General features: G+C 70.0%; 6 protein-coding genes and 1 tRNA gene. 2 read left to right on the top strand and 5 right to left on the bottom strand.

Going from position 1 to position 13389, the window contains the following annotated elements; all coding sequences use genetic code 11:
- Window positions 1-181 precede the first annotated feature (181 nt).
- Window positions 182-1366, bottom strand: coding sequence for a 4-hydroxybenzoate 3-monooxygenase (locus OG787_RS29230; protein WP_369034565.1), 1185 nt, complete (start codon window positions 1364-1366; stop codon window positions 182-184).
- Window positions 1367-1537: 171 nt separating this feature from the next.
- Window positions 1538-1621 (bottom strand) — tRNA-Leu (locus OG787_RS29225).
- Window positions 1622-2041: 420 nt separating this feature from the next.
- Between OG787_RS29225 and OG787_RS29220 the strand changes: the two genes are divergently transcribed.
- Window positions 2042-2818: an ABC transporter ATP-binding protein gene (locus tag OG787_RS29220; RefSeq protein ID WP_369034564.1), complete on the top strand. Its 777-nt coding sequence runs from the start codon at window positions 2042-2044 to the stop codon at window positions 2816-2818.
- Window positions 2819-2878: 60 nt separating this feature from the next.
- Window positions 2879-5416 carry an ABC transporter permease gene (locus OG787_RS29215; protein ID WP_405537060.1) on the top strand — a complete coding sequence of 846 codons (2538 nt, stop codon included), beginning with the start codon at window positions 2879-2881 and terminating at the stop codon, window positions 5414-5416.
- Between the two features lie 63 nt (window positions 5417-5479).
- On the opposite strand, the gene OG787_RS29210 is transcribed toward OG787_RS29215, so the two are convergent.
- The 3 genes from OG787_RS29210 to OG787_RS29200 all read right to left on the bottom strand — a co-directional run bounded on the left by OG787_RS29210 (window position 5480) and on the right by OG787_RS29200 (window position 12857).
- Window positions 5480-6775: a class I SAM-dependent methyltransferase gene (locus OG787_RS29210; protein ID WP_405537059.1), complete on the bottom strand. Its 1296-nt coding sequence runs from the start codon at window positions 6773-6775 to the stop codon at window positions 5480-5482.
- 416 nt (window positions 6776-7191) lie between these two features.
- Window positions 7192-8580, bottom strand: coding sequence for an NAD(P)/FAD-dependent oxidoreductase (locus OG787_RS29205; protein WP_369036916.1), 1389 nt, complete (start codon window positions 8578-8580; stop codon window positions 7192-7194).
- A 443-nt stretch (window positions 8581-9023) separates the two neighbouring features.
- Window positions 9024-12857, bottom strand: coding sequence for a helix-turn-helix domain-containing protein (locus OG787_RS29200; RefSeq protein ID WP_405537058.1), 3834 nt, complete (start codon window positions 12855-12857; stop codon window positions 9024-9026).
- Between the last annotated feature and the right edge of the window lie 532 nt (window positions 12858-13389).

Below are 13389 nucleotides of genomic sequence, written 5' to 3'. Positions count from 1 at the left end.
GGGCTCAAGAGTAATAGGTGGGCAAAGGATTGACCCTAGTGCTTGGGGAGGATCTTTCCCTTGTCCTGTCGCGAACACGCTACGCGCCCGCCTGATTCCCGGCCACGGAGCCCCCGGACCATGACCAACCCGGTACAGACCCGAGACCGCCCCCTGATCCGCCGACGGGGTCACTCAGGGGTCAGTCGAGGGGGAACCCCGTGTACCCCTCCGCCAGATCCGTCTCCGCCGAACGGGCGGTGGCGATCCGCTCCAGCCGCGCCAGCTGAAGCCGGTCGTCGAAGGGAGTGGCGTCCGGGGTGCGGTGCAGCAGGGTCGTCATGTCGTACGAGAACCGCTCGGCCTGCCAGACCCGGCGCAGACAGGTCTCGGAGTAGGCGTCGAGCAGCTGGGCCGACCCCGTCTCCTTCTCGTACGTCAGTGCGCGCGCGAAGGTGACGACGTCCCCGACGGCGAGGTTGAGCCCCTTGGCGCCGGTCGGCGGGACGATGTGCGCGGCGTCCCCGGCGAGGAACAGCCGTCCGTACCGCATCGGCTCGTGGACGTAACTCCGCATCGGGGTCACGGACTTCTGGGTGATGGGCCCCCGGTCGAGCTTCCAGCCGTCGGCGGTCTCGAAGCGCCGCTCCAGCTCGTCCCAGATCTCCTCGTCGCTCCACTCCTCGGCGTCGGTGCCGTCCGGCACCTGGAGGTAGAGACGGGAGACGGACGGCGAGCGCATGGAGAGCAGGGCGAAGCCGCGGTCGTGGCGGGCGTAGACCAGCTCGTCGTGCGAGGGCGGTACGTCGGCGAGGATGCCGAGCCAGCCGAAGGGGTACGACCGTTCGAACACCCGGGTGAGTTCGGCCGGGATCGCCGTACGCGCCACGCCCCAGAAGCCGTCGCACCCGACGACGTACTCGCACTCCAGTACGTCCTCGCGCCCCTCGTGCCGGAACCGCACCCGAGGACTGCCACCGTCCGCCCCCTCCAGTCCCTCCACCGCCAGCGCCTCCGCCTCGAAGAGCAGCGGGCCGCCCTCGGCCAGCTGGAGGGCGATGAGGTCCTTGCAGACCTCGGTCTGCGCGTACACCATCACGGACCGGCCGCCGGTGAGGGCGGGGAAGTCGACGCGGTGGCGCTTCCTGTCATACCGCAGTTCGATGCCGTCGTGGCGCAGGCCCTCGCGGTCCATGCGCGCACCCGCCCCGGCGGCACGCAGCACGTCGACGGTCCCCTGCTCCAGGATTCCGGCGCGCTGCCGGTGCTCCACGTACTCCCGGTCCCGGCTCTCCAGGACGACCGAGTCGATACCGGCGTTGTGGAGCAGCCGCGCGAGCAGGAGCCCCGCGGGGCCGGCTCCGATGATGCCGACGGTGGTACGCATCGGTCGTTCCCTTCATGCAGTACGTTCATACGAGGGGTGTTCGTATAGTGAAACTTTCTTCACTGGCTTCCTGGAATGAGTGTCTGACCGCATACGCCCGCTGTCAACGATTCCGCAGCCAAGACTTCAATGGATGAAGCACCGACAAATCCGGCATACGACGGTCGGAGGTGCCCGGAGCCGGACTTGAACCGGCACGCCCGCGAAGGGGCAGCGAGGTTTAAGCTCGCCGTGTCTGCATTCCACCATCCGGGCAGGCCCTGGGCTCCGCATCGAGGTTCCGAGCCTATCGGGACGCCTCACCCGAACTGCGGGTGAGGGGACCGATGTTGTCTTATTTTATTGACGTCTGAGGGTGCATCAGCACCTGGAACGGGCCATCCGCACTTGCCAATAGCCTTTCGCGAGGCAGCCCGGCGCGCATGCGGAATGACGGAATTTCACCGCCCGAACAAGGGGGCTCCACCTGTTCTTGTCATGGCCCCTGGCATTTGCCACGGTCCCCTCGTCGGGGACGCCGGTCATCCCCAGGTATGACACAGGCGCGCCGGGTCCGTCCCAAGACTGCCTTCGGAACCGGAACAGCGGCTGACTACACGGCGGTCCCCGGCGCTGACGATGGTTCACGAGCCTCAGAAGTCGAAACTCGTCGAACCTCCCGACAGGAGCCCGCCCGTGACCACCACCCCCCTCGCCGACCGGACCACCACGACAGTGGCCGCCCGCGCCACGGAACTGTCCAAGGTCTACGGACAGGGTGAGACGCGGGTCGTCGCCCTCGACCAGGTCTCCGTCGACTTCAAGCAGGCCGAGTTCACCGCGATCATGGGCCCGTCCGGCTCCGGCAAGTCCACGCTGATGCACTGTGTGGCGGGCCTGGACTCCTTCTCCTCCGGCTCCGTGCGCATCGGCGACACCGAGCTGGGCTCCCTCAAGGACAAGCAGCTCACCAAGCTCCGCCGGGACAAGATCGGCTTCATCTTCCAGGCGTTCAACCTGCTGCCGACGTTGACCGCCCTGGAGAACATCACCCTCCCGATGGACATCGCGGGCCGTAAGCCGGACAAGCAGTGGCTGGACTCGGTGATCACGATGATCGGCCTCGCCGACCGGCTCCGCCACCGCCCGTCCCAGCTCTCCGGCGGCCAGCAGCAGCGCGTCGCGGTGGCCCGGGCGCTGGCCTCCCGCCCCGACATCATCTTCGGCGACGAACCGACCGGGAACCTCGACTCCCGCGCGGGCGCCGAGGTACTGGGCTTTCTGCGCAACTCCGTACGGGAACTGGGTCAGACGGTCGTGATGGTCACCCACGACCCGGTGGCGGCGGCGTACGCGGACCGGGTGGTGTTCCTCGCGGACGGCCGGATCGTGGACGAGCTGTACGGCCCGACGGCGGACGCGGTCCTCGACCGCATGAAGCGGCTGGACACACGGACCGTCCGCACCAGCTGACGCCCACTCAACTCCCGTAGCCCTGCTTCTCCTTCACCCGACGGACTGAGACGACACCCCATGTTCCGTACCGCCCTGCGCAACGTACTCGCGCACAAGGCCAGGCTTCTGATGACCGTGCTCGCCGTGATGCTCGGCGTGGCGTTCGTGTCCGGGACCCTGGTCTTCACCAACACCCTCTCGAACGCCCTCCAGAACAGCTCCGCCAAGGGCTTCGACCAGGTCGACGTCGCCGTGCAGGCGCGCCCCCGGGACGATGTGGGCGACAAGATCGGCAAGACGCCGGAGCTGACGCGGGCCCTGCTCGACGAGGCCGCGAAGGTCCCGGGTGCCGCCTCCGCCATCGGTGTCGTGACCGGCTTCACGGCCATAGCCGACAAGGACGGCAAGCTCGTCGGCGACGGTTTCCAGTCGCAGGGCGGGAACTTCTGGGGCGACAAGGACGCCCGGTACCCGCTGAAGGAGGGCACCGCGCCGCGCGGCGCGAACCAGGTCGCCCTCGACGCGAAGACCGCCGAGCGGGCCGGTTACCAGGTGGGCGACACCGTGCGCCTGTCGGTGGACGGCCCGGTGCTCACCCCCACCGTCTCCGGCATCTTCACCACGGACGACGGCAATGTGGCGGCCGGCGGCAGCCTCGCCCTCTTCGACACGGCGACCGCGCAGCAGCTGTTCGGCAAGACGGGCACGTACGACGAGATCGACGTCAAGGCGGCGGCAGGGACGAGCCAGACCGCACTCAAGGCGGCCCTGGACAAGGCCCTGCCGGGCGACACGATCGAGACCACGACAGGCACCCAACTGGCCGACGACCAGGCCAAGTTCATCTCCTCCTCGATGAGCGGCCTCAAGCAGGGCCTGCTGGTCTTCGCCGGCATCGCGCTCTTCGTCGGTACGTTCATCATCGCCAACACCTTCACCATGCTGGTCGCCCAGCGCACCAGGGAACTGGCTCTGATGCGCGCGGTCGGCGCCTCGCGCCGCCAGGTCACACGGTCCGTGCTGATCGAGGCGTTCGTGGTCGGCGCGGTGGCGGCGGTGACCGGGCTGGTCACGGGCATCGGCATCGGGGCCGGACTGAAGGCGCTCCTCGGCCTGCTCGGCGCGACCGTGCCCGACGGGCCGCTGATCGTCACGCCCGGCACGGTCGGCGCGGCCCTCGCGGTCGGCATCCTCATCACCATGCTGGCGGCCTGGCTGCCCGGCCGCCGCGCCGCGAAGATCCCCCCGGTCGCCGCGATGAGCAGCGTCCACGCGACCGCGACCACCAAGTCGCTGGTGCTGCGCAACACGCTGGGCGCGCTCTTCTCGGGCGCGGGCGTCGCCGTCGTCCTGGCGGCCACGACGATGAGCGGCTCGGACGGCCAGGCCCCCATGGGCATCGGCGCGGTGTTGCTGATCATCGGCGTCTTCATCCTCACCCCGCTGCTCTCCCGCCCGCTGATCGCCGCCGCAGCCCCGCTGATGCGCGTGTTCGGTGTCTCCGGGAAGCTGGCCCGCCAGAACTCGGTCCGCAATCCCCGTCGTACGGCCGCCACGGCCTCCGCGCTGATGATCGGGCTCACCCTCATCACCGGCATGACGGTGATGGCGGGCAGCCTCCAGAAGTCGATCGACAAGATGGCCTCCTCCTCCATCAAGGCGGACTACGTCGTCTCCATGGCCAACGGCATGGAACTCTCCCCCGAGGTCGCCGAGAAGCTGGCGGGGACGACCGACGTGACCGCCCTCAGCCCCATGCGCAACACCCCCGCGCGCATCGACGGCTCCACGGAGTACCTGACCGGCGTCACCGGCTCCGCGTTCGGCAAGCTGACCGACCTGCCGATCAACGACGGCACGTTCGCGATCGGCGCCACCCAGGTCGTCGTGGACGAGTGGACGGCCGACTCCCATGGCTGGAAGGCGGGTTCGGCCTTCACCGTCGCCTACGAGGACGGCAAGAAGCAGCGCTTGACGGTGGCGGGCGTGTACGAGGGCAACGAGATGATCAGCGGCCTCCTCGTCGACGACGGCGTCCTGGCCCCGCACCGGACGGCCGCCGACGACGTGGGCGACATGCAGGTCATGGTGAAGACGTCGACGGGCGCGACGGACACCACGAAAAACCGCCTGGAGAAGGCGCTGGGCGCCAACCCGGCCATCAAGATCCAGGACAAGAAGGACATCTCCAACGAGATCGCGAGCATGTTCACCCTGATGCTGAACATGCTCTACGGCCTGCTGGCGATGGCCGTCCTGGTCGCGGTCCTCGGAGTCATCAACACCCTGGCCATGTCGGTCTTCGAACGCTCCCAGGAGATCGGCATGCTCCGGGCGATCGGCCTCGACCGCAAGGGCATCAAGCGCATGGTCCGCCTGGAATCCCTGGTCATCTCCGTCTTCGGCGGTGTCCTGGGCATCGGCCTCGGCGTGTTCTTCGGCTGGGCGGCCGGCGAACTCATCGGCACCAGCATGCCGACGTACGAACTCGTCCTGCCCTGGGCCAGGATGGCGTTCTTCCTGCTCCTGGCCGCCACGGTGGGCGTCCTGGCGGCCCTGTGGCCGGCGCGGCGCGCGGCGCGGCTGAACATGCTGGCGGCGATCAAGTCGGAGTAGGCAAGGCAGCGGCCGGGCCCCGCTCGTGAGGAGCGGGGCCCGACATCGACGTACTCCCCCTGGTCAGTTCCAGGTACGGGCGCGCAGGGGCATCCCGGAGTCGCCGTCCTCCGAGGTGCGTACGGCGAGAACCTGGTTGACGCCGATCCGGTTGTGCTCGAAGGCGAGGGCGGAGGCGGCCATGTACAGCCGCCAGACGCGGGCCCGCCCCGGGCCGGTGAGCTGCTGGGCGCGCGCCCAGTCACCCTCCAGGTTGGTCACCCACTGCCGCAGGGTGAGGGCGTAGTGCTCCCGGATGGACTCGACGTCACGCACCTCGAACCCGGCCCGTTCGAGCTGGGTGACGGTGGTGCCGATGGGCTCGAGTTCGCCGTCCGGGAAGACATAGGCGTCGATGAACCCGTCGAGGCTGTAAGCGCCCTCGTCGGCCTGAGGCCGCCGGGCGATCTGATGGTTGAGCAGCCGCCCGCCGGGCTTCAGCAGGGCATACAGATCACGTGCGTACGTCAGATACTGCTCGCTCCCCACATGCTCGGCCATCCCCACGGAGGAGACGGCGTCGAAGGGCCCGTCGGTGACGTCCCGGTAGTCCTGCACCCGGATCTCGACCCGGTCCGTGAGCCCCTGGTCGGCGACGCGCTTACGGGCGTACGCGGCCTGCTCCTGCGAGAGGGTGACACCGACGACGTGTACGCCGTGCTCGCGGGCGGCATGGATGGCGAGGGAGCCCCAGCCGCAGCCGACGTCGAGGAGCCGCAGCCCGGGCACGAGGGCGAGCTTGCGGCAGACGAGGTCGAGCTTGTCGCGCTGGGCCCCTTCGAGGGCAGTCGATTCGGGGTCGTCCCAGTAGGCGCAGGAATACACCATGGACGGGCCGAGGACGATCTCGTAGAAGTCGTTGCCGACGTCGTAGTGGTGGCTGACGGCACGCTTGTCGGTGCGCTTGGTGTGGAGGTGCCGGCGCCGGCGCGGAACCTCTTCACGGGGCGGAGCGGGAGGTACAGGAGGCCCGGCCATCTTCACGAGCCCGCGCACCGCTGCCCGCACCTCGGGGTCGCGCAGTGCCTCGGTGAGGGTCCGGGCGTCCTCCCCGCGCTCCCAGACGAGTCCGGACAGCAGGTCGAGGGCGGCGTAGAAGTCCCCCTCGATGTCCAGGTCGCCCGCGACCCAGGCCCGGGCGAGTCCCAGTTCGCCCGGTTTCCACAGCAGCCGGCGCAAGGCGCGGCGGTTGCGGACGACCAGGGCGGGGGCGCCGGGCGGGCCTGCCTCGGAGCCGTCCCAGGCGCGGACGCGCATCGGGAGCGGGGCACCCAGCAACTGTTCGGCGAAGCTCTGCAGCCGCGACGCGGCTTCGGGCATGACGCACACCTCCGTTACGGCACAACCGGGAATGTCCAACACCCACGAAAACACCAACCCGCCCGGCTCGCAGTCCCCCGGGGGGATCACAACTGGGCAAAGGGGCTGCCCAGGGGGGCAGGGCACCTGCGTCCGACGCCGATTTTTCTTCGCCCCCGCCGCCCCTACCCGTCCCATCCTTCTGGGGCTGCGCCCCAGCCCCCCTCGTCCTCAAACGCCGGACGGGCTGACAAACCAGCCCGTCCGGCGTTTGAGGACGAGGCCGTTCAGGCCGAAAGGGGGGTCTGGGGGCGCAGCCCCCAGGGATGGGACGGGTAGGGGCGGCGGGGGCGAGGAAAAACCCGAAGGGGCCGCCCGCACCACGGATGGCGGGCGGCCCCTTCGGGCTCAGGCAGGGGTGATTCTGCGGACGGAGGTCAGGAGGCCTTGGCCTCTGTCTTCTCTTCCGTCTTCTTCGCGGCAGCGACCGGCGCCGGCTTGGCAGCCTCGTAGAACTCCTCACGAGGAGTCTCCAGCGCCCCCAGCGCCACAACCTCGCGCTTCAGGAACATCGCCAGCGTCCAGTCCGCGAACACCCGGATCTTCCGGTTCCACGTCGGCATCGCCAGACCGTGATAGCCGCGGTGCATGTACCACGCCAGCCGGCCCTTGAGCTTGATCTTCACCTTGCCCATGACGATCATCGCGACGCCCTTGTGCAGACCGAGCCCCGCGACAGCACCCTTGTTCGAGTGCGAGTACTCCTTCTGCGGGAAGCCCCGCATACCGGAGACCACGTTGTCACCGAGCACCTTCGCCTGCCGCAGAGCGTGCTGCGCGTTCGGCGGGCACCACGCGTTCTCCACGCCGGCCTTGCGGGCGGCCACGTCCGGCACCTGGGCGTTGTCGCCCGCGGCCCAGATGTAGTCCGTACCCGTGACCTGGAGCGTCGGCTGCGCGTCCACGTGACCGCGCGGCCCCAGCGGCAGACCGAAGCGCGAGAGAACCGGGTTGGGCTTGACACCCGCGGTCCACACGATGGTGTTGGAGTCGACCTCAAGGCCGTTCTTCAACACCACATGGCCATCCACACACGAGTCCATCGAAGTCGAAAGATAGATCTCGACCCCGCGGCTCTCCAGGTGCTCCTTGCCGTACTGGCCCAGCTTCGGCCCGACCTCGGGAAGGATCTTGTCGGCGGCGTCGACGAGCACGAACCGCATGTCCTCACGGGACACGCCGGGGTAGTACTTCGCCGCGTCGCGCGCCATGTCCTCGACCTCGCCGATGGTCTCCGCACCCGCGAAGCCACCGCCGATGAAGACGAAGGTGAGCGCCTTGCGGCGGATCTCCTCGTCGGTCGTGGACTCGGCCTTGTCCAGCTGCTCGAGGACGTGGTTCCGCAGGCCGATGGCCTCCTCGATGCCCTTCATGCCGATGCCCTGTTCGGCGAGGCCGGGGATCGGGAAGGTGCGGGAGACCGCGCCCATGGCGATGACGAGGTAGTCGAAAGGCAGCTCGTACGCCTCACCCACGAGGGGGGCGATCGTGGCGACCTTGCGGTCCTGGTCGATGGTGGTGACCCGACCGGTGAGGACTTCCGCCTTGGGCAGCACACGTCGCAGCGGTACGACGACGTGGCGCGGCGAAATGCTGCCGGCGGCGGTTTCGGGGAGGAAGGGCTGGTAGGTCATGTACGACCGGGGGTCGACGACCGTGACGGTCGCCTCGCCGTAGCGCATCTTCTTGAGAATGCGCCGAGCTGCGTACAGGCCTACGTACCCACCGCCTACTACGAGGATCCTGGGACGCTCCGTGGTGCTCATGCCATCGAGTATCCACCCGCCCCAGGGGGGTCGCTCGTGAGCCCCTTCACAAGCATATGGACCCCCTCTGCTACACTGCGCGGCCCGCATGGCCGGGGCCGTGTCGCGCGGGACGAACCAGCGGGCGGTACGCCCCGATGTCAATGCCGCGTGAACTGCCCTTCCGGGTCGCCGGAGTGACTGGACCAGCCTCCCGCCACACCCACCGGAAACGCTGCCGAAACGCTCCCCCGAGCACGCTCCCACCCCTGGTGAGCCCCCGAAAGGGCCCTGTGGAGCACGTTCGTCGCCCAACAGGACCGAATTCCTTGTGAAGAACTTCACGAACTTTCCCGAGGGGGCGTCACCCGGGGGCCGCGAACAGCCCCACAAGTGCGCTCATACGTTATCCGACCTGCTCAGGAGAGGCTGACTCGGGGGCCCGAGGGACCCCGGGGAGGGGCTCAGCACACGTCCCGATACGGCACGTCGGGGAGGTAGCTCTGCCAGTCGGCGCGGGACAGTCCGCCGCCCGCCCGCTCGCACACGGTGGTGGCGACGTGCTCGGGATCGAGGTCGTAGGAACGGGAGCGGCGGTGGGTGCTCGCGGCGTACAGGGTGTCCCCGTCGGGGCCGAAGGCCACGGACTGCACACGGCCGCCGAGGGCGGGGAACACCGTCGGCTGGAGGTGGGGGGCCTCGGTCTGCCAGATCTGTAGCGTTCCGCCGGCGGTGCCCACGGCGAGGTACCGGGCGTCCGGCGAGAAAGCCACCGCCGTGACGAACTGGTCGTCGTCGTCCGTGGCCCCGGCCGCGTCACCGTCGGGGGTGGCGGGCAGGTTCGCCAGGCGCCGTCGGGCGTCCCCGTCCCAGATCGTGACCCCGCCCCTGCCGCCCACCGCGAGGTAGCGTCCGTCGGAGCTGAAGACCACGGCCGACAGCGGGTCCGAGGCGTTGCGGTGGGTCACCTTGCCGGAGGGCAGGTCCACGTAGTCGCCGCCCGATGTGGCCAGCAGACGTCCGTCGGGCCTGACAGCCGGGACGTCCCGCACACCGCTGAGCACCCGGGTCCTGGTGCGGCTGCGGACGTCCCACAGTTCGATCGTCCCGCTCCCCTTGAACCTGGAAGCCAGGAAGGTCTTCCCGTCCGGGCTGAGCCCGATGCCCTCCACGCCTGCCGGAAGGGACAGCGAGGCGATCTGGCGGTGGGTGCGGGTGTCCCAGACATAGAAGGTGATCGTGGAGTAGCGGCCGGCCGGTGGCTTGGCGCCGTAGGCGAACGTCCCTCCGTCGGCGCTGAACGCGGTGTGGTTCTCGCAGTTGGGATCCGGCAGGCAGAACATCTGCGGGTTGGGCAGGTCGGCCAGGACCTCTGCGGTCGCCGCGTCCAGGAGCTGGAAGCGGGTCGCGCCGTCGAGCCGTCGTACGGCGGCGAGGGTGCGGCCGTCCGGACTGTAGGTGGCCGCCCGGACCGGGCCGACCGGGTAGACGGAGTCCAGCGCCTCGTCGAGGGCCAGGGACGCCACCGAGATCCTGCGCTCCCAGCCGCGCACCTCCAGGTACCGGATCCTGCGCCGGTCCAGGTCCAGCCTGAGCGCCGAGGTCCCGTCCAGATCGTAGGAGCCGGTGGAGCTGAGCGGATGCCGGAGGACGGGAACGGCGGGGTCGGCGGTGCGCCACAGCAGGATCTCGTCGCCGTTCGCCGCCGCGACGAACGCGCCGTCCGCGCTGAACGTCATGCGGGTGCGGGCGTCCTTCGGCCAGGAGTACTCGATCCTCAGCCGCTGCTTTCCCGACGCCAGGTCCCAGGCGCGCACTCCGGAGCCGTCCGGGAAGTCGCCCACGACGGCGAGGGCGCGACTGTCCGGGGTGAACAGCAGCCGGCCCTCGCGGGGATCGCCGGCCGCCGAAACGAACCCCTGCGATCGGCTCGGGCAGAGATCCCGGTTCGCGGTCGCCCACGGGATCGGCAGTCTCCGCCGTACGACCGTGTCCCACACCTGCACCGGTCCGAGGCGCCGGCAGATCGCCAGCAGTCGTCCGTCGGGGCTGGCGACGGCGTCGGCGGACGACTCGTCCCTGAGGTTCTGTTCGAAGACGGCACGGCCGAGCGCGGTGTCCCACAGACGGAAGCGGATGCCGGACCGTCCGGCGTAGCGGCTGGAGAGGAGTATCCGCGTATCGGTGACGAACGAACCGGTCGTACCGGCGGAGGAATCGCCGGCCGAGCCGATACGGGCACCGACCCGCCGGCCGGCGTCGACGTCCCACAGCCGCAGGCCGTCCTTCGTCCAGATCATGAGCGTGCCGCCGTCGGGACTGATGCCCTGGACGCCGGGGAACTCCAGGTCCCCCGTGCCGGGGAACGAACCGGTCCGCCGCCGCGTGGAGGTGTCCCAGCGTTCGACACGGTCGTCCGAGACCGTGGTCAGAACGCGCCCGTCGCGGCTGAGGAACCGCTGCACCGGATCGTCGTCGCCGCCGGCCGCGGCCGACCCCTGGCCGGGATCGAACCGGTCCAGCTCGGTCTGGGCGTACGAGTCGAGGAGGGCCGAGCGGCTGTCGGGCAGGTCGGCGAGCCCGTAGGCCGCCGCGCTGAGCCGCATGGCGGTCCTCGGGTCGGAGGAGCGGAGGCTGGCGGCCATCGCGGCGATACGACGTGCCTCGGCCTGGAGCTGCTGCCGGGTACTGGCCGTGCTCTGGTTCCAGGCGGTCAGTCCCGCCACGACCGCGAGGGCGACGAGGATCGTCAGCGCCGTGGTCAGTCCGCGCAGCCGACGGCTCGTACGGGTGGCCTGGCGCTGTTCGTGCCGGCGGGCGTCGAGGCTCGCGGTGAGGAAGGCCCGCTCCAGCGGCGTGAGCGGATCGGGCTCGGCGACCGGCGTGAAGGCCTCCGTGGCCACGGTCAGCCGAGCCCCTCGGTACAGCACACCGGCGTCGCGGTCGAGCTGCTCCCAGGCGGTGGCGGCCTCGGTGAGCAGCCGGTGCCGGCGCAGCAGTTCGCGGTCGCTCTCGATCCAGCCGTTCAGCCGGGGCCAGGCGGTGATCAGCGCCTCATGGGCGAGGTCGACGGTGTCGTCGTCGAGGGTGACCAGCCGGGCGCCGACCAGCCGGTCGAGCACGGTGGCGGCATCAGCGGCGAGTTCGGCACGGCGGGCGGGCCGGCTGGTGTCGTCGGTCCCCTCGCCCGGCGCGACGAGCCTCAGCATCACCTGACGAGCCAGCGCCGCCTCATGCGCGGAGAGCCCGCTGTAACACTCCTCGGCGGTACGGGCGATGGCACCGTGCACCCCGCCGACGGCCTCGTACCCCTTGACGGTCAGCGCCCCGCCACGACGCCGCCGCCAGGTCTCCATCAGCGCGTGGGACATCAGAGGCAGCCCGCCGGGCTGGTCGGCGACGTCCGCGATGATCCGCGCGGTCAGGGCCCGCTCGACGACCAGACCCTCGGCCGCGGCGGGCTTGACGATCGCCTCCCTCAACTCCTCCACACTCATCGGCCCGACGAGCAGCCCGGCGCCGCGCAGGGCGGCGGCGAGTTCACGATGCTCACCGCAGCGGCCGTAGAAGTCGGCGCGTACGGCGATCACGACACGCAGCCGGCTGCCCGGCCGTACGGCGGTGAGCAGCATGTCGATGAAGCGGGCTCGCTCGGCGGGTTCCCGGCAGAGGGTGAAGACCTCCTCGAACTGGTCGACGACGACCCAGGTGTCCCCGCCCCCGTCAACGGGAACGAGCGCACGGGCGTGCGTATGGGCGGGCCGCGCGCCCGGCGTGAGGATCCGGATGGCCGCAGGCCTCTCCCCGGCCCAGTCCCCACCCCGCAGCACCGGTATCAGCCCGGCCCGCAGCAAGGACGACTTCCCACTCCCGGAGGTACCCACGACGGCCACGAACCGACTGCCCAGCACCAGCTCCGCCAGATCGGCCACCAACTGGTCCCGCCCGAAGAAACAGCCACTGTCCCCCGGCTCGAACCGCGCCAGCCCCCGATAGGGCGCCGCGCTCCCGTCCCCCTCGGGCACCTGCCCAGCAGCGTCCTCGGCGGCCCGCTGCCAGCGCCGCTCCCACTCCTCGGCATCCCCACCACAGGCGGACACATACGCCAGAGCCACCGCCAGGGACGGAAGCCGCTCCCCCGCCGCCGCCTCGGACAGCGTCGCCGCCGTGTACCCGGCCTCCGCGGCCATGGCCCGGTAGGTGATCCCCCCGGCCTCTCGCCGCAACTCCCGCAACGCGAAGGCGAACCGCTCGACCGGCCCACCCTCCGGATCCAACGGCCTCTCAGGGCGCCCCATCCGGCTTCCCTCCCGTACGAAGACGACGCCGTTCGAACCCCTCGCCCGGCCGACGCACCGGAGTCCCCCGCTCTGGTGTCCCACGCTCCCTCCCCTGTCGGGAACGTGGGACACCACCCCGTGTGCACCTCAAGTCCAGCCACCGGAAGGTTGATTGGCAGCCCCGATCCGGCCCACCAATCAATTCGAATACGACGGCCACGCACCGCCCAACCAGCGACAACGGGGACGGAACCGGCCCCTACCGGCGTATTACGCCACGCTCCGCACGACGCCGTCAGGCAAAACTGCCAAAGCGCCACTCGGCTCCGGGCAGTTCACTGCCATAGGAGTGCCCTTACTACCCATGAGCCACTCAGTCCGCGCAGGCTCCCGTACGGGCACGATCTCGTACCGCAACGGCCGGGGCGACACGGTCACCTATCACATCAGCTTGCGGACGATGGCGTTGTGCTCCGCCAAGGTGAAGGTATCCCACTCCGGCAGAGCACCTGCACGACGAGCCGATGGGGACTCTGAGGGTCGATCGATT

Origin of the sequence: Streptomyces sp. NBC_00075 (assembly GCF_045041225.1) — a bacterium.
Lineage (GTDB): Bacteria > Actinomycetota > Actinomycetes > Streptomycetales > Streptomycetaceae > Streptomyces > Streptomyces adonidis.
The sequence above is the reverse complement of the archived record's forward strand: the minus strand, read 5'-3'. Positions and strand labels throughout refer to the sequence as shown.

Bases quoted from the DNA above. Each gene is read 5' to 3' on its own strand.
- OG787_RS29230 (WP_369034565.1), bottom strand. From the start codon at position 1,366: ATGCGTACCACCGTCGGCATCATCGGAGCCGGCCCCGCGGGGCTCCTG.
- OG787_RS29215 (WP_405537060.1), top strand. From the start codon at position 2,879: ATGTTCCGTACCGCCCTGCGCAACGTACTCGCGCACAAGGCCAGGCTT.
- OG787_RS29210 (WP_405537059.1), bottom strand. From the start codon at position 6,775: ATGCCCGAAGCCGCGTCGCGGCTGCAGAGCTTCGCCGAACAGTTGCTG.
- OG787_RS29205 (WP_369036916.1), bottom strand. From the start codon at position 8,580: ATGAGCACCACGGAGCGTCCCAGGATCCTCGTAGTAGGCGGTGGGTAC.
- OG787_RS29200 (WP_405537058.1), bottom strand. From the start codon at position 12,857: ATGGGGCGCCCTGAGAGGCCGTTGGATCCGGAGGGTGGGCCGGTCGAG.